The sequence below is a fragment of the Amycolatopsis sp. cg9 genome, assembly GCF_041346945.1.
In the GTDB taxonomy this organism is placed as follows: domain Bacteria; phylum Actinomycetota; class Actinomycetes; order Mycobacteriales; family Pseudonocardiaceae; genus Amycolatopsis.
Genome location: NZ_CP166850.1, coordinates 8,388,996 through 8,405,318, shown reverse-complemented (window position 1 = coordinate 8,405,318; position 16,323 = coordinate 8,388,996). Strand labels below are relative to the sequence as shown.

Below are 16,323 nucleotides of genomic sequence, written 5' to 3'. Positions count from 1 at the left end.
CACGCCAAGGAGAGAGCCATGACCGACACCGCAGCCCCGGCCGGCCCGTCCTACCGGGTGGTCGTGAACGACGAGGACCAGTTTTCGATCTGGCCCGCCCACAAGGAAAACCCGGTGGGCTGGCACGACACCGGGAAGACGGCGGGCAAGGAAGAGTGCCTCGCCTACATCGAGGAGGTGTGGACGGACATGCGGCCGCGGTCCGCCCGGGAACCCGAAGCCTCCCCGCTCGTCCGGCTGATCGCCGAGGTGCTGGAGACCGACCCGGGGGAGCTCGGCGACGACGCCGGCCCGGGCCGGGCCGCCGGGTGGACGAGCCTCAAGCACATCCAGCTCGTCACGAGCCTGGAACACACCTTCGGCGTCAAGCTGTCCGCCGCCGACATCCGGGGCCTGACGTCCGTCGCGGCCATCCGGGAGACGTTGCGGGCGAAGGGGGCCGGCGAGTGACGGACTTCCTGGCGACGACCACCATCGAGAAGGCGCCGGATTCGCCACCGGCGGACGCCGACCTCGCGACGATGCTGCTGATCCGGCACTTCGAGCTCGCCCTGCTCGACCTGTTCGCCCGGGGCGAGCTGCACGGCACCACGCACACCTGCCTCGGGCAGGAGCACGTGCCGGTCGCGCTGGCGCCGTTGCTGACCGCGCGCGACTACGTCTTCAGCAACCACCGCGGCCACGGCCACTACATCGCCCGCTTCGGGGACCCGGCCGGCCTGCTCGCCGAGATCATGGGCCGCGCGGGCGGCGTCTGCCACGGCGTCGGTGGCAGCCAGCACGTCTTCCGCGACCGCTACCTGTCCACGGGGGTGCAGGGGGAGAGCCTGCCGGTCGCCACCGGCGTCGCCCTGCACCTCAAGCGGGACGAGCCCGGTGCTCTCGCGCTCGCCTACATCGGCGACGGCACCTGGGGCGAGGGCGCGGTCTACGAGGCGCTCAACATGGCGGCGCTGTGGCGGCTGCCGCTGCTGGTCGTCGTGGAGAACAACGGCATCGCGCAGTCGACGCCCACCGCCGCGGAGCTGGCGGGCACCATCGGCGGCCGCGCCGCCGCGTTCGGCTGCGCCCACCTGCGCATCGAGAACACCGACCCGGCCGAGATCCGCGCGGCGGCGGGGCCCCTCGTCGAGCGGGTGCGCGAGGGTGCGCCGCTGGTCCTCGAGTTCGTCACCAACCGGCTCGGGCCGCACAGCAAGGGCGACGACACCCGCCCGGAGGCGGAGCTGAGCCGGGTGCGCGCGGCCGACTGGCACACGCGGGGTTCGGGGGAGCGGTTCGCGGCGGCGGACGCGGCCGCGGCGGCGCGGATCGCGGCACTGGTGGCCGAGGTGGCCGCGCGGCCGCCGGCGGTCTGGAGCCGGGCGTGACCGCGCGGCCGGAGCGGGTGGTGGAGAACCTGAACCACGCGCTGCACGAGCGCCTGCGGGCCGACCCCCGGCTGTACGTGCTCGGCGAGGACATCGCCGATCCCTACGGCGGGGCGTTCAAGGTGACCCGCGGGCTGTCCGACGCCCACCCCGGCCGGGTGATCGCCACCCCGATCAGCGAGAACGGCATCGCCGGGGTCGCCGCGGGGCTCGCACTCACCGGGGACGCGGCGATCGTCGAGATCATGTTCGGCGACTTCGCCGGGCTCGCCTTCGACCAGGTGCTCAACTTCGCCAGCAAGTCGGTGTCCATGTACGGGCGCCCGCACCCGATGCGCCTGGTGGTGCGCCTGCCCTCCGGTGGCGGCCGCGGCTACGGCCCGACCCACAGCCAGTCCCTGCTCAAGCACTTCATCGGGATTCCCGGGCTGTCGCTGTTCGAGCTGTCGCCGTTCCACGACAACCGGGCGGTGCTGGCCCGCATGCTCGACCTCGGCGAACCGTGCGTGTTCGTCGAGGACAAGGTGCTCTACACGCGCCGGAAAGCCGAAGCGGGCCGGGTGGACGACCTGTTCGACTACGGCTTCCTCGGCGCGCCCGACGTCGCCCCGGCGCACGTGTACGTCGACGCCGACGGCGAGGTGGACTGCCTGCTCATCGCGCCCGGCGGCGTCGCGGACCGGGCCGTCGCCGCGATGCGCGAACTGCTGCTGCACCACGAGATCAGCTGCCGGCTCGTGGTCCCGTCCCGGCTGTACCCGGTCGAGGCGGAGCCGCTGCTGAGCGCGGCGCGGCGCGCGTCGCACGTCTGCGTCGTCGAGGAGAGCACGGCGGGCGGGACGTGGGGCGCGGAGGTCGCGCACGTCCTGCACGAGCGGCTCTGGGGCCGCCTGCGCCGCCCGGTGCGGCTCGTCCACTCGGCCGACAGCGTCATCCCGGCCGCTGTCCACCTGGAACGCGAGGTCCTGGTCCAGGCCGGCACGATCCGGGACGCCGTGCTCGCCGACCTGCGTGCGGAAAGGAGCCCGGTGTGAACGACATCGAGGTGCCGAAGCTCAACACCAACGACACCGCCTACGTGCTCGTCGAGTGGCTCGCCGAAGACGGGCAGCCGCTGAAGGAGGGCGACCCGGTCGCCGTCGTCGAGACGTCGAAGGCGACCGAAGAGCTGTACTGCGACCACGACGGCGTCCTGCACCGGCTGGTCACCGCGCCCGCCGACTGCGGCCCCGGCGACGTCGTCGCCCGCCTCTTCGCCTCGGACGCGGACCTGCGGGAGTTCCTGTCCGCCCGGCCCGCGCCCGCCGCGGACGAGACCGCCGACGGCCGGTTCACGCTCACCGAACCGGCGCGCCTGCTGGCCGAACAGCACGGGGTGACGCCCGCCGCGCTGGCCGGGCTGGGGCGGCGGGTGATCCGCGAGGCCGACGTCCAGCGGCTGCTGAGGGAAACCGCGCCGGACACCTACACCCCGGACCGGGCCCAGCGCGGGGTGGCCGCCGCCGTTTCCCGGTCGCACCAGGAGATCCCGGCCGCGTTCACCGCCGTCGTCGTCACCGCCGGCCCGGCCCTGTCGGCCGCGCGGGAGCTGTCGGAGCGGACGGGCGCGCTGATCGGGCTGCCCGAGCTGCTGGTGGCCGTCCTCGGCAGGCTGACCACGCGGTTCCCGCTCTGCTACGGCACACCCACCGCCGAGGGCACGCTGCTGCTGCCCGCCGCGGCGCACGTCGGCGTCACGGTCGACGTCGGGAAGGGGCTGTTCGCGCCGGTCGTGAAGGACGCGGGGGAGCAGCCGCTCGGGGAGATCGCCGGGCTGCTGATGGACTTCCGCATCAAGGCCATGCGCGAGGACTTCCGCACCGAGGACCTCGACGGCGCGAACATCCTGCTGTCGCTGAACAACGACGACGACGTCCTGTTCGCCCAGCCCATCGTGTTCCCGGGCCAGACGTGCGCGGTCGCGCTGGGCGGGGTCCGCCAGGAGGCCGTGTTCGCCGCCGACGGCACCGTCGCCCCGCGCTCGGTCGCCGTCGTCGGGCTCGCCTACGACCACCGGTTCGTCAACGGCAGCGCCGCGGTGGAGTTCCTCAAGGCGATCAAGGCGGCGCTCGAAGCGCCGGAGGAGGTGTCCGATGCCCTCGACCGCTGAGCGCGACGCGCCGGCCGACGCCGCGGCCGCCGTCCGGGCCCGCCGCCGCACCCTGCCCGCGGTCCCGCCGGTGCTGACCGTCGGGCTGCTGGCCACCTACACGATCGACCCGGTCGAGCCCTACCTGCGGGTGGCGCTCGCGGACGCGGGCCTGGCCCCCGAGATCGTCGTCGGGCCGTTCGACCAGATCCTGCCGGAGTGCCTCGGCGATCACGGGAAGCTGGCCCGGCTCGCGCCCGACGCGCTCGTCGTCGCCCCGCGCTGGGAGGAACTGCCGGACGGCGAAGAGGAAGCCGAACTGCTGCGGCTCGCCGACGCCGCGGCGGCGGCCGCCGACCGCTGGGAGAGCTGCCTGGTGTTCGTGCTCCCGGCACTCCCGCAGGACGGCGCCGGCGCGGCCGACGCCGGGCAGGCGGACGGCGTCGTGGCCGCGGTCTCGACGGCCCGGCAACGGCTGCGGGACCGGCTCGCGGGCCGTCCCCAGGTGCTGGTCGCCGACGCGGAGGCGGCGGTGCGCGAGGTCGGGGCGCTGAGCGCGCACCACCCGGCGCTGTACGCGTTCGCCCGGATCCCCTACCGCGAGGAAGTGTTCTGGCGCCTCGGCCTCGGCATCGCCCGGCTCCTGCGCACGCACTTCGGCGGCGTTCCCCGTGCGGTGGTCCTCGGCGCGGACCTCGCGGCGCCGGAGTACGCGGAGGTCCTGCGCGATCCGTTGGGGCGGCTGGCAGCGGCCGGAGTGACGGTCGTCTCCGCCGGCGAACCGCCGCCGCCCGGCCCGAGCTGGCTGCTGACCACGGATCCGGCGGGTGCGACGGCCGCGGCCGGCCGGGAACCGGTGCTCCTCGGCGCGGCCACCGAAAACTGGCCGGCGGAACTGCAGGAGGCCGGTGTCTTCGACCGGCCACTGCCGCGCCGGCCCGGTGCTCCTCCGGCGTCGCCCTCGGCAGCCCCGGGCACGTTGTCACTGGACGACTTCCTGGCGGGCCTGGACCTGTCGGTGACGTTCGGCGAGCCGGAGTTCCCGAAGGTGACCGAACTGCTCGCACGGGCCAAGGACTTCGTGCTGGGCCCGGTACCCGCGGGGTTCGACCCGGCGGCCTTCGCGGCCGGCCCGGACCGGCTGCTGCTGGCGGCATCGGTCCGCGACCGGTTCGGCGACCACGGCCTGGGCGCGGTGGCGGCGCTGGAGTTCGGCGACGGCGTCTGCCGCGTCGAGGTGTTCTCGGTCTCGTGCCCGGTGCTGGGCCGCGGCGTGGAACCGTTGGTGCTGAGGGAGATCGCGGCCGCGGCGGAACGTCACGGTTGTTCCGCGGTCGAGCTCGTCCTCACCCCGACCGGGCGCAACGACGTCGCGCTGGAGTTCGCCGCTTCGGCGCAGGACGCCGAGGGGCCGGTGGCGGTTCGCGCGGTATAACGGAATCCGGCCCCGCCTTCGGTGAAGGCGGGGCCGGTTCGCGTGCTACTCGGGCTTGCTCGCGGAGAGCGTCCACGACAGCGGGAGCGGGTCGCCGGGCAGGCGCCAGAAGCCCTCGTCGTGCTCGTCGCGGACCATGGTGCTGAAGCGCTGCCGGCAGTCGACCGGGACTTCGGTGAACGTCCGGATCTGCAGGCCCGCCGCGATCAGCGCGCCCATGATCTCGGGAATGGTCCACAGCCAGCTGTACTGCTTGTACGACTCGATGTGCTGGACGTCGTCGTACCCGTCGCCGTAGGTCGCGGAGACCTCGTCCTCCAGCGGCCCGCTCGGGAGCCGTTCCGGCCGCACCCGCAGCACGCCGTCGACCTCTTCGACCGCGGCGAGGATCGGGTGGATCTCCGCGATGTGGAAGACCCCGCCGGGCTTCAGGAAGTGCGCCACGACCTTGGCCCAGGCGTTGAGGTCGGGCAGGAGGTGGAGCACGCCGTAGTCGGTGTAGACGATGTCGAAGGAGTCGTCCAGCACCTGGGGCAGGTCGAAGACGTTGGCGTGCACGAAGTTGATGTCGGTGTTCAGGCCGTCGGCCAGCTCCCGGCCGATCTTGAGGGCCTCGTCGGCGAAGTCCACGGCCGTGACGTTCGCGCCCAGCCGCGCCCACGAGATCGCGTTCAGCCCGATGTGGCACTGCAGGTGCAGGAAGTCCTTGCCGGAAACGTCCCCGAGCGCGCCCTTCTCCAGCGAGCGCAGGCTGCTCTTGCCGGCCCGGAACGCGTCGAGGTCGTAGTAGGTCGAGTCCAGGTGGGCGAGCGCCCGCCGGTTCCAGCCCTGCTGGTTGCTCTGCATACGAGTGCGGTCGTCGATGGCGGTGTCCAATGGAGGCCTCTCTTCGATGTGATGGCCGGCGTAGGGGATGGCCCCTGACTCCGATCGTGTCCCGCCCCGCTGACTCGGCACTGAAGTGCAGCGGGTGCACCCGATCGAGTGATGAACAGGTGGTCGATCGTCGGTAATCTTGGTGTGTGGACAGAGAAGCGGTGTGGAGAGCGGATGCGGGGGCCTTGGCCGACCGCCTCCGTACCCTGCTCACCGTTGTGCGGTCCGCTGAGGCGGAGATGGGTGCGGTGCTCGTGGAAATCGAGTCGCGGGGTGTGCGGGAACTGTTCGGATACCGCTCCACCGCGCGGCTTTACGAACACCTCGCCGATGTCCCCCGCGCTGCCGCCGTGCGGACTGTCGTACGAGCCAACGCCGCTCCCGCGACCGGTGTCGCCGCCCTCACCGGACGGCTGAGCACTCCGATGATCGACACGATCGTCGAGGCTCTCACCCGGATCCCGGCCGAGCACCGCGACACCGCCGAAGCAGACCTACTGGCCTTCGCCGCCGACAACGGCCACAGACAAGTCGCCGCGCTCGGCGCGCGGATCGTGGCCCACCTCGACCCCGGCGGCCCCGAGCCCGCCACCCCCGCCCGGGAGTTGTCGCTGCGCCGCAAACGCACCGGGATGTGGGAACTGTCCGGCCGCTTCGACGACGAGACCGGCACCCGCGCCAGCGCCCTGCTCGACGCCCTGGCCGAACGCCGCTCCGCCGACGACGGCCCCGACCTGCGTTCCCCGCAGGATCGTTACGGCGACGCGTTCTCCGACGCGGTGGACCTGGCCCTCAACTCCCCAGAGCTGCCGACCCAGGCCGGGGAACGCGCCCACGTCATGGTCGCGGTCTCCCTGTCGGACCTGCAGTCCGTCCTCGGCACTGCGACCCTCGGCGACACCGGCCTGCTCTCGGCCGCCGAAGCCCGGCTTCACGCCTGCGACTGCAAACTCATCCCTGCTGTCCTGGGCACTACCAGCGAACCTCTCGACCTCGGCCGGGCCCGCCGCCTGATCTCACCCGGCTTGCGGCGGGCGCTGTTCCTGCGCGACCGGGGTTGTGCGTTCCCGGGCTGTCACCGCCCGCCCCGGCATTGCCAAGGTCACCACATCCGGCACTGGGCCGAGGGTGGCCCGACCGACCTGGCGAACCTGGTGTTGCTCTGCGGGCATCATCACCGGTTGCTGCACCGTTCCGGCTGGCAGGTCCGCATCGCCACCGACGGTCACCCCGAGTTCCTGCCTCCACGGTTCTTGGACAAACGCCGAAAACCCAGGCGCAACAACCTGCATCAGCCGCTGCCATCCGCAGCCTGACAACCGAACACGGGAAAGGCCCGCAGCCACCGGCTCCGGGCCTACCGTGGCCGGCTCACAGGTCCAGCACCACGTCCTCGCTCGGCCGCGCGCAGCAGACGAGAGCCTCGCCCTCCGCGGGCGGCTCGAGCGGCTCCGGCTCGTACGACACGCTCCCCGAAAGCACCGGCGTCACGCACGTGTGGCACACCCCGGTCCGGCACGACCACCGGGTCGGCACATCGCACGCCTCGGCGAACTCCAGGAGGCTCGGATACCCCTCGCCCCACGGCACGGTCAACCCGCTGCGTGCGAACGTCACCGCCGGGCCGCTGCCCGGCGTGCCCGCCGGTGCGTGCGGTGGCTTGCGGACGGCGCCGACGAGGCCCGGGTTGATCGCCGAGACGCCGCCGAACAGTTCACTGTGGACGCGGGATGCGTCGAAGCCGAGCGAAACGAACGCGGCACGCATGGCCGTCATGAACGCGTCCGGGCCGCACAAGTAGACCGCCGCGGCCACCGGCAAGTCCAAGGCGGACAGCTCGGCCGGGGTCAGCCGCCCGGTCTCCGAGGTGAGGTGGACGTGCTCGCGGCCGTGGGGCAACGCAGCCAGGAGCCGGTGCGCCTCGGTGGCGAACGCCTGCTCGGCCGCCGTCCGGGCGGTGTGCACCCAGCGCACGTCCCGCTCCGACTCGCGGGCCGCCAGAGCGTGCAGCATCGCCAGCACCGGTGTGATGCCGATGCCCGCCGAGACCAGCACCACCGGACGCTCCTCGTCCGTCAGGACGAAGTCGCCGCGAGGGCCCGCGACCTCCACCACGGTCCCAGGGGTCACGTGCGTCTGGAGGTAGCTGCTCACGACGCCGTCGCGCTTGACGCTGATGCGGTACTCGCTCTCCGACGGCGCCGCCGAAAGCGAATAGCTGCGGACCGGGGCCGGGTCGCCCGCGCCCGGGACGCGCAGCGTCACGTACTGGCCCGGCTCGGGGCGGGGGAGCGGCTCGTCGGCGGTCAGGTGGATCGAGGTCACCGTCGTGCTCTCCGGCGCCACGCGGGTCACGCGCAGCGGCCGGAACCCGCGCCGGACCGGGGGTGCCGGGGCCGCCGCCAGCAGGTCGCGGAACGAGCCCTGCCAGCCGGGGCTGAGGGCCGGGACGTCGAGGGCCTTGCGCAGCGTGTCGCGGTCGCGGTCCGGCAGGTAGAGGAGCGCGTCGACGGCCGCGACGCTCAGCTCGTGGCGGCCGGTCCGGGTGCGGACGATCTCGTCGCCGGCCCGGACGCGGCCCTCGGTGATGACGCGCAGGTAGAAGCCCGGCCGGTGGTGGGCCACCAGCAGGGCCGGCATGCGCGGCTCGCCCAGGCGCATGCCGACGCGGAAGCACGTGACCCGCGGCTGGGTGACCTCGAACTCCGCCTCGCCGATCCGGTACCGGTCGCCGATGTGCACTTCGTCGTCGGCGAGGCCCTCGACGGTGAAGTTCTCGCCGAACTGGCCGTCCTCGAGGTCGTCGCGGCCGAGGAAGCGCCGCCAGTGCTCGTACGACTCGCGCTGGTAGACCAGCACCGCCCGGTTCTCGCCGCCGTGGCCGCCCAGGTCGCCCTGGCCGTCGCCGTCGACGTTGAGCCGGCGGACCAGCCGCGGTCCCTCGACCGGGTACTTGAAAATTCCCGTGTGGACGGTCCGGCCCGCCCAGGCGACGTCCTCGGGCAACCCGACGTTGAGCGAAACCAAGCGTGCCGACCTCATGGTTGGCAGGTTACGCGGAGAACGCATGGCTGCCCGGTCCCAGCGCGCGGACTCCCGTTGACACCCCTGAGGCGTCCCGGTGTACTCGGGATCATGGCCGGCGGCCGCTGCCGGACCGCCTGACCGCTCCCACCGGACAACCCCGCTCCCCGGGGGTGTCCGCCATGCCCGCGCACCGAAGGGAAAGCCGTTGACGACCACGGAAAAGACCGCGGCCGACTGGATCGCGACCGCGAAGGACGTCGCCGCGAAACTCGCCGTCGACGCCGTCGAGCGCGACCGCCGCAACGCCACCCCGCACGAAGAAGTCCGGCTGCTCAAGGACGCCGGGCTGGTCACGCTGCTGGGCCCGGTCGAGCACGGCGGGGGCGGGCAGACCTGGGACACCGCCTACCGGGTGACCCGTGAGATCGCCCGCGCGGACGGCTCGATCGGGCAGCTGCTCGGCTACCACTACCTCTGGGCGTGGGCGGCGCGGCTGGTCGCCACCGACGAGCAGATCGCCGCCGTCGAAGAGCTGTACACGAACAACAACTTCTTCTTCGGCGGCGCGGTCAACCCCCGGGACTCCGACCTGACGATCACCGAGGACGGTGACGAGCTCGTCTACAACGGACACAAGTCGTTTTCCACCGGCAGCAGGGTTTCCGACCTCACGGTGCTCGAAGGCGTCCTCGCCGGGACCGAAGACCACGTCTTCGCCATCGTCCCGTCCGCCCAGGAGGGCATCGTCTTCCACGACGACTGGGACAACATCGGCCAGCGCCTCACCGAATCCGGCAGCGTGACGATCACCGACGTGCGCGTCCCGTGGGCGAGCGCCGCCGGGTACGTCGACCGGCGGTTCCGGCCGCTCACCTACAACACGCTCAACGTGCCGGCGATCCAGCTGGTGTTCACGAACTTCTACCTCGGCATCGCCCAGGGCGCCCTCGACGCGGGCCTGGCGTACACCCGCGAGCGCACCCGCCCGTGGCCCTACGGCGGCGACGACAAGGACGCCGCCGCGGAGGAGTGGTACATCCTCGACGGCTACGGCGACCTGCAGGCGAAGCTGTGGGCGGCGGAGGCGCTGACCGACAAGGCGGGCGCGGCGATCTCGGCGGTGCTGCACGCCCCGCGCGAGCAGCTGACGGCCGAGGCACGCGGTGAGCTGGCGGTCCTGATCGCGGCCGCGAAGCAGCGCGTGATCGAGACCGGGCTGGAGATCGGGACGAAGATCTTCGAGCTGACCGGCGCCCGGGCGAGCGCGTCGAAGCACGGGCTGGACCGGTTCTGGCGGAACCTGCGCACCCACTCGCTGCACGACCCGGTGGCGTACAAGCGCCGGGAGGTCGGGGTCTACGCGCTGCGCGGCGAGCTGCCGGAGCCGACCTGGTACACGTGAGCCCGCCGAAAGCGACCACATCGTGACCGGAAACCGGGATCAACCGGATGAAAGGGCAGTGGGGCGCGATACTTACCGTCCACCTGGTGGGACGGTTGAACGATCACCGACGCACCTCCTTAGAGTCCCCGATCGTCACTCGATCGGCTGAACCTTGAAGGTGCTGTGTCCGCCCCCTCCCTCCCGCCGCCAGCGGCGGCGCGTTCCCTGCCCGCCGCGGTGTGGCGTGCCGTCCGATCCGGGCGGTGGACGTCCGGCTGCGCCCTGCTCGTCGTCCTGATCGTGCTGCTCGCCGCCGGGGCCGACCTGTTCGTGCTGGCCGAGGGGCAGAGCCTCACCCCGGACATCACCACGCTCGGCCCGACCGGGCTGCCCGCCGGCGCGCTCGGCGGGGTGAGCGGCGCGCACTGGTTCGGGGTCGAGCCCCTCACCGGCGTCGACCTCTTCGCGCTCGTCGCCCACGGCGCGCGGACATCGCTGCTCGTCGGGCTGGGCGCGACCGCGCTGGGCACCGCGCTCGGCGTCGTCGTCGGGGTCAGCGCCGGCTACCTCGGCGGCTGGTGGGACCGGCTGGTCACCTGGACCGCCGACGTCATCCTCGGCTTCCCCTACCTGATCTTCATGATCGCGCTCGGCGCCGTCCTGCCGGTCGACTTCCCGCGCCAGATCACGTTGATCGTCGTGCTCGGGCTGTTCGGCTGGCCGCGGGTGGCCCGCATCGTCCGGGCCCAGACGCTGACGCTGGCCAAGCGCGACTTCGTGGCCGCCGCGCGGGTGATCGGCGGCGGCCCGTGGCACGTGTTCACCAAGGAGCTCCTGCCGAACCTGTGGGCGCCGATCATCGTCGTGGCCAGCCTCACCATCCCGTCGATGATCGGCAGCGAAGCCGCGCTGTCGTTCCTCGGCGTCGGCGTCCTGCCCCCGACCCCGAGCTGGGGCCGCACCATCAGCACCGCGATCGACTTCTTCGAGACCGACCCGATGTACCTCGTCTTCCCCGGCCTCCTGCTGTTCCTGATCACCCTGGCCTTCAACGTCGTCGGCGACGCGGTCCGCGACGCGCTCGATCCGCGGTCCGGGGGTGCGGCCTGATGCGCACCGCCCGCTTCGTGGCCACCCGGTTCGCCGGGATGCTGCTCGTGCTCTTCGTCGTCGCGTTCGTGACGTTCGTGGTGTTCTACGTCCTGCCCGCCGACCCCGCGCGGATGGCCTGCGGCCGCCCGTGCACCCCGGAAGGCCTCCGGCTCGCGCGCGAGTTCATGGGCTACGACGTCCCCTGGTACCGGCAGTTCCTGGACTTCCTCGGCGGGATCGCCGGCGGCCGGACGTTCGGCACGGGTGCCGCGGCGATCCACTGCACCGCGCCGTGCTTCGGCTGGGACTTCCAGAACAACGTCGACGTGCTCAGCGAGATCGGCGGCCGGATCGAGGTCAGCTTCTCGGTCGCGCTCGGCGCCGCGGCGATCTGGATCGTGCTCGGCGTCGGCCTCGGCGTGCTTTCGGCGCTGCGCCGCGGGACCGCCGCCGACCGGATCACCATGGCCGCCGCGATGGCCGGCGTGTCCATGCCCGCCTACCTGGCCGGGATGATCGGCATCACGATCTTCGCGTTCGCGCTCGACGTCGTCCCGAAGAACGGGTACGTGCCGCTGACCGAGGACCCCGCGCAGTGGGCGTGGCACCTGGTCCTGCCGTGGTTCGTGCTGGCGTTCCTGCACGCGGCGATCTACGCGCGGCTCACCCGCGGGCAGATGCTGGAAACCCTCGGCGAGGACTACATCCGCACCGCGCGGGCGAAGGGCCTCACCGAGCGGAAGGTCGTGGGCCGCCACGCCCTGCGCAACGTCCTGCTGCCGGTGGTCACCGTGTTCGGCGTCGACCTCGGCGGCCTGCTGGCCGGCACCGTGATCACCGAGCGGATCTTCGGCATGGCCGGCGTCGGGCGGCTGCTCGTCGACGCCATCGCCTCGCTCAACCTGCCCGTGCTGCTCGGCGTGACGCTGTTCTCCGCCTTGCTGGTCACGGTCCTGAACTTCCTGGTCGATCTCTGCTACGGCGCGCTCGATCCGCGAGCCCGCCTCGTCTGAAGGGGACACGATGAAACAGCTGCGGTTCGCCGCGGGGGTACTGGCCGCCGCCACACTGCTGACGGCGTGCGGCGCCAACGACACACCGGCCGGGCAGGGCGGCACCGTCAAGCCGGGCGGGAACCTCGTGCTGCTCAACGACGCGCCGTCGATCACCTGGGACCCGGCGAAGAGCTCCAACCTCGTCGTCACGACGCTCGGGCTGATCCACCGGCGGCTGACGTCGTGGGACGTCGCGCCGGGCAAGGACACCACCATCGTGCCGGACCTGGCCACCGACACCGGGCGGCCCAGCGACGGCGGCAAGACGTGGACGTTCACGCTCAAGGACGGCCTGAAGTACGCCGACGGCACGCCGATCAAGAGCGAGGACGTCAAGTGGGGCCTCGAGCGCTCGTTCGCGGCCGCGTTCTCCGGCGGGCTGGCCTACCACAAGGACCTGCTCTCGCCGGGCCTGGCGTACAAGGGCCCGTTCGACGGCGGCAAGGAGCTCGACACCATCCAGACGCCGGACGCGAAGACCATCGTCTTCCACCTCGCCCGCGCCTACGGCGACTTCAACTGGGTCGCCAGCACCCCGGCGTTCTCGCCGGTGCCGAAGGGCAAGGGCGCCGAGGCCAACTACGGTGACCACCCGGTCGCGTCCGGCCCGTACCAGCTGCAGAGCTACGAGCGCGGCAAGGCGGCGAAGCTCACCCGCAACCCGAACTGGAACCGGGACGAGGACACCACGCGCAAGGCGTACGCCGACACCATCGACTTCGAGCTCGGCCAGGACACCAGCGTCATCTCCAAGCGGCTGATCGACGACACCGGCAAGGACCGCAACGCCTTCGGCATGTCGTTCGCCTCGCCCGCGCAGCTGGCCCAGATCCAGGGCAACGCGTCGGCGAAGGCGCGGCTCGTGACGTCGGAATCCGGGGCGCTGGCCTACCTTTCGCTGAACACCCAGCGCGGCAAGCTGACGAACCCCAAGGTGCGCCAGGCGTTCCAGTACGCCGTCGACAAGGCCGCGTACCAGGTCGCCAGCGCCGGCAGCGCCCAGCTGGCCGGCGACGTCGCCACCACGCTCATCACGCCCGGTCTGCAGGGGCGCGAGCAGTACGACCTGTACCCGGCGCCGCCGTCCGGTGACGTGGCGAAGGCCAAGCAGCTGCTGACCGAGGCCGGCTTCCCGAACGGGCTCGACGGGCTGGTCCTGGCCACCCACAACGAAAACGGCTACCCGGAGAAGGCCGCGGCGATCCAGGCGTCGCTGGCGCGGGCGGGCATCAAGGTCACCATCAAGCCGCTCGACGAGGACACCTACACGTCCGAAGTGGACACCAAGGGCCTGTCGGACTACGACCTGACGCTCACCTCGTGGCAGCCGGACATCCCGTCGGCCAACGCGAACATCCAGCCGCTGTTCCAGTCCACCGAGATCGGCAACGGCGGGTACAACGAGTCGCGGTACGACAACCCCGAGGTCGACAAGCTGATCGCCGAAGCGCAGGCCACTGTGGACCCGGCGGAAGCGGGCAAGAAATGGGCGGCGCTGGACAAGAAGATCCTCGCCGACTCGCCGGTCGTGCCGCTGATCTACACGCGCAACTCGTTCCTGCACGGGTCGAGCGTCGGCGACGTCCGGATCGGCCGGTTCCCCGCCTACGTCGACTACCGCAAGTTCGGGATCGTGCAGTGACCGCGGCCGGACTCCTGCGGCTGCACGACGTCGCGGTCTCGTTCGGGGACGTCGAAGCCGTCCGCGGGGTCGGCTACGAGGTCGGCGCGGGCGAAGTCGTCGCGGTGGTCGGGGAGTCCGGCTCCGGCAAGACGGTCACGGCGATGTCCCTGCTCGGCCTGCTCCCGCCCACGGCCCGCGTGACGGGCCGCGCGGAGCTGGCCGGGCGGGACCTCTACGCGCTGACCCCGGCCGCGCTGCGGGCGGTCCGCGGCGGCGACGTCGGCATGGTGTTCCAGGAGCCGATGAGCGCGCTGAACCCGGTGTTCACCATCGGCGACCAGCTCGTCGAGGCGATCCGCGCGCACCAGCCGCTCGCCGCCCCGGCCGCCCGGGAGCGGGCGGTCGAGCTGCTCGGCCTCGTCGGGCTGCCGGACCCGCGCGAGCGGTTCCGCTCCTACCCGCACGAGCTCTCCGGCGGGCAGCTGCAGCGCGTCGTCATCGCGATGGCGGTGGCGAACGAGCCGAAGCTGCTCATCGCCGACGAGCCGACCACGGCGCTCGACGTCACCGTCCAGGCGGAGATCCTCGAGCTGCTGCGCGACCTGCGGTCCCGGCTGGGCACGGCGATCCTGCTGATCACCCACGACATGGGCGTGGTCGCCGACCTGGCCGACCGGGTGGTGGTGATGCACGACGGCCGCGTCGTCGAACAGGGCGACGTCCGCACGATCTTCGCCGCGCCGGCCGAGGCGTACACGCGGCAGCTGCTCGGCTCGGTCGTCTCGCTCAGCGGCGCCGCCACGGCCGGGCTCGAACGCGCGCTGGCCGCCGACGTCCCGGTCGGGCCCGGGCACGTCGCCGCGGCGGCACACCCGGCCGCGGCCTCGGTCGCGGACGTGCCCGCCGAGTCCCCGCTGCTGCGCGTGGAGAACCTGTCGGTGACCTACCGCGGCCGGTTCCGGGCGGTGGCGGTCCGGGCCGCCGACGGGGTGAGCCTGCACGTCGAGCCGGGGGAGGTGCTCGGCCTGGTCGGCGAGTCCGGCTCGGGCAAGAGCACGGTCGCGCGGGCGGTCACCGGCGTGCTCGCGCCGTCCGAAGGGGCCGTCCGCGTCGGGGACGCCGACCTCACGCGGGTGCGCGGGCGGGCGGCGAAGGCGCTGCGGCGGCGGATCGGCGTGGTGTTCCAGGACCCGCTGTCCTCGCTCAACCCGCGCACGACGGTGGGGGAGAGCGTCGCGACGCCGCTGCGGCTGCACGGCGCGGTCCGGCCGTCGGGAGTGGGCGGCCGGGTCGCGGAGCTGCTGGAAGCGGTCCAGCTGTCACCGGCACTGGCCTCGCGCTACCCGCACGAGCTCTCCGGCGGCCAGCGGCAGCGGGCGTGCATCGCGCGGGCCCTGGCCCTGCGCCCGGACCTGCTGGTCGCCGACGAGCCGACGAGCGCGCTCGACGTCACGATCCAGGCCAGGATCCTCGACCTGCTGCGCGACCTGCGGCACGAGTTCGGGTTCGCCTGCCTGTTCATCAGCCACGACCTCGCGGTGATCGAACAGCTCGCCGACCGCGTCGCGGTGATGCACCGCGGCCACGTCGTCGAGCAGGGCCCGGCCAAGGAGGTCCTGACCGCTCCGGCCCACGCCTACACCCAGCGCCTGCTGTCGGCGGCGCCGGTCGCCGACCCGGACGCGCAGCGCCGTCGCCGTGAAGCCTGGCGTCAGCTGCGCTGAGCGGCGGGTGCGGCGAGGTCCGCCAGGTGGCGCAGTGAGTTCTCGAGGTGGCCGGGACCGAACGGCGGGAACGCGATGCCGCGGTCGCGGATGTGCTGCGGCACCGCCGACCAGTCGTAGGACAGCGTGACCTCGGTGCCCGACGCCCCGAGCGGGATCAGGTCGTACCGCCAGAGCCAGCCGCCGAACTCCAGCTCGCCGTCGGCCTTCCGGTGGCCGGTCACCCAGCCGATGGCGCGCGGCGCGTCGAACACCTCGACGCGGTTGACGACCTGGTAGTCACCGACCGGACGGCTGCCGTGGAACATGTCCATCCGGAAGAGCTGGCCGGCCCGGGTCAGCGGCGCCGGGTCGACGGGCTCCCGCACCCACCCGGTCCCATCGATCGCGGCGTGGGTGGCCGGGTCCGCCAGCACCGCGAACACCCGCTCGGCGGGCACGGCGAAGGTCAGGGTCGCGCGCACGTTCTCGTGGTCCGCCATGGTCAGATCCTTTCTCGAGGGGCTCTCACCCCCACCACGAACGGGCCCGCCGGAATTCGACACCCGGCGGCCAAAATTTCAGTCGCGGTCACGGAACGCCGGTCTGGCCCGATTCTTGCTGAGGAG

14 protein-coding genes are annotated in these 16,323 nt (G+C 72.6%); 11 read left to right on the top strand and 3 right to left on the bottom strand.

Features of this window, described 5'->3' with window-relative positions:
* The first annotated feature begins 18 nt into the window (after positions 1-18).
* Genes AB5J73_RS38870 through AB5J73_RS38850 form a run of 5 tightly spaced genes read left to right on the top strand, consistent with a single transcriptional unit; the run spans position 19 to position 4,933 of the window.
* Positions 19-450: an MbtH family NRPS accessory protein gene (locus AB5J73_RS38870; RefSeq protein WP_370963811.1), complete on the top strand. Its 432-nt coding sequence runs from the start codon at positions 19-21 to the stop codon at positions 448-450.
* Positions 447-1,370 carry a thiamine pyrophosphate-dependent dehydrogenase E1 component subunit alpha gene (locus AB5J73_RS38865; protein WP_370963809.1) on the top strand — a complete coding sequence of 308 codons (924 nt, stop codon included), beginning with the start codon at positions 447-449 and terminating at the stop codon, positions 1,368-1,370. The genes AB5J73_RS38870 and AB5J73_RS38865 overlap by 4 nt, the downstream gene beginning before the upstream one ends.
* The gene (locus AB5J73_RS38860; RefSeq protein WP_370963807.1) at positions 1,367-2,404 is read left to right on the top strand and encodes an alpha-ketoacid dehydrogenase subunit beta; all 1,038 of its coding nucleotides are present in this window, start codon (positions 1,367-1,369) and stop codon (positions 2,402-2,404) included. Before AB5J73_RS38865 ends, AB5J73_RS38860 begins: the two co-directional genes overlap by 4 nt.
* Positions 2,401-3,519, top strand: a complete 1,119-nt coding sequence (locus tag AB5J73_RS38855; RefSeq protein ID WP_370963806.1) for a 2-oxo acid dehydrogenase subunit E2 — start codon at positions 2,401-2,403, stop codon at positions 3,517-3,519. The genes AB5J73_RS38860 and AB5J73_RS38855 overlap by 4 nt, the downstream gene beginning before the upstream one ends.
* Positions 3,503-4,933, top strand: coding sequence for a hypothetical protein (locus AB5J73_RS38850; RefSeq protein ID WP_370963805.1), 1,431 nt, complete (start codon positions 3,503-3,505; stop codon positions 4,931-4,933). Before AB5J73_RS38855 ends, AB5J73_RS38850 begins: the two co-directional genes overlap by 17 nt.
* Before the next feature lie 45 nt (positions 4,934-4,978).
* Here the strand turns inward: AB5J73_RS38850 and AB5J73_RS38845 are convergent, their stop codons facing one another.
* Entirely contained in the window at positions 4,979-5,809 is an 831-nt protein-coding gene (locus AB5J73_RS38845; protein WP_370963804.1) for a class I SAM-dependent methyltransferase, read from the bottom strand.
* Between the two features lie 146 nt (positions 5,810-5,955).
* Here AB5J73_RS38845 and AB5J73_RS38840 point away from each other — a divergent pair, with 146 nt between their 5' ends.
* On the top strand, positions 5,956-7,125 hold the full coding sequence (locus tag AB5J73_RS38840; RefSeq protein WP_370963803.1) for a DUF222 domain-containing protein: 1,170 nt from the start codon (positions 5,956-5,958) through the stop codon (positions 7,123-7,125).
* A gap of 55 nt (positions 7,126-7,180) precedes the next feature.
* Here AB5J73_RS38840 and AB5J73_RS38835 read toward each other — a convergent pair whose 3' ends face one another.
* The gene (locus AB5J73_RS38835; RefSeq protein WP_370963802.1) at positions 7,181-8,851 is read right to left on the bottom strand and encodes an MOSC domain-containing protein; all 1,671 of its coding nucleotides are present in this window, start codon (positions 8,849-8,851) and stop codon (positions 7,181-7,183) included.
* Between the two features lie 190 nt (positions 8,852-9,041).
* Here AB5J73_RS38835 and AB5J73_RS38830 point away from each other — a divergent pair, with 190 nt between their 5' ends.
* The 5 genes from AB5J73_RS38830 to AB5J73_RS38810 all read left to right on the top strand — a co-directional run bounded on the left by AB5J73_RS38830 (position 9,042) and on the right by AB5J73_RS38810 (position 15,715).
* Positions 9,042-10,238 (top strand): acyl-CoA dehydrogenase family protein, encoded by a 1,197-nt coding sequence (locus tag AB5J73_RS38830; RefSeq protein ID WP_370963801.1) that lies wholly within the window; start codon positions 9,042-9,044, stop codon positions 10,236-10,238.
* A 165-nt stretch (positions 10,239-10,403) separates the two neighbouring features.
* Complete coding sequence (locus AB5J73_RS38825; protein WP_370963800.1) at positions 10,404-11,330, top strand: ABC transporter permease; 927 nt, start codon at positions 10,404-10,406, stop codon at positions 11,328-11,330.
* Positions 11,330-12,325, top strand: coding sequence for an ABC transporter permease (locus AB5J73_RS38820; RefSeq protein ID WP_370963799.1), 996 nt, complete (start codon positions 11,330-11,332; stop codon positions 12,323-12,325). The genes AB5J73_RS38825 and AB5J73_RS38820 overlap by 1 nt, the downstream gene beginning before the upstream one ends.
* A 10-nt stretch (positions 12,326-12,335) precedes the next feature.
* A complete protein-coding gene (locus AB5J73_RS38815) occupies positions 12,336-14,009 on the top strand; it encodes an ABC transporter substrate-binding protein (protein ID WP_370963798.1) in 1,674 nt (557 codons plus the stop codon).
* Positions 14,006-15,715, top strand: coding sequence for a dipeptide ABC transporter ATP-binding protein (locus tag AB5J73_RS38810; RefSeq protein ID WP_370963797.1), 1,710 nt, complete (start codon positions 14,006-14,008; stop codon positions 15,713-15,715). The genes AB5J73_RS38815 and AB5J73_RS38810 overlap by 4 nt, the downstream gene beginning before the upstream one ends.
* Here the strand turns inward: AB5J73_RS38810 and AB5J73_RS38805 are convergent.
* A complete protein-coding gene (locus AB5J73_RS38805; RefSeq protein ID WP_370963796.1) occupies positions 15,703-16,197 on the bottom strand; it encodes a polyketide cyclase in 495 nt (164 codons plus the stop codon). The two genes, AB5J73_RS38810 and AB5J73_RS38805, sit on opposite strands and share 13 nt — an antisense overlap.
* Positions 16,198-16,323: the final 126 nt, after the last annotated feature.

Coding starts and splice junctions, on each gene's coding strand:
- AB5J73_RS38870 (WP_370963811.1), top strand. CDS start 19: ATGACCGACACCGCAGCCCCGGCCGGCCCGTCCTACCGGGTGGTCGTG.
- AB5J73_RS38850 (WP_370963805.1), top strand. CDS start 3,503: ATGCCCTCGACCGCTGAGCGCGACGCGCCGGCCGACGCCGCGGCCGCC.
- AB5J73_RS38815 (WP_370963798.1), top strand. CDS start 12,336: ATGAAACAGCTGCGGTTCGCCGCGGGGGTACTGGCCGCCGCCACACTG.
- AB5J73_RS38820 (WP_370963799.1), top strand. CDS start 11,330: ATGCGCACCGCCCGCTTCGTGGCCACCCGGTTCGCCGGGATGCTGCTC.
- AB5J73_RS38805 (WP_370963796.1), bottom strand. CDS start 16,197: ATGGCGGACCACGAGAACGTGCGCGCGACCCTGACCTTCGCCGTGCCC.
- AB5J73_RS38835 (WP_370963802.1), bottom strand. CDS start 8,851: ATGAGGTCGGCACGCTTGGTTTCGCTCAACGTCGGGTTGCCCGAGGAC.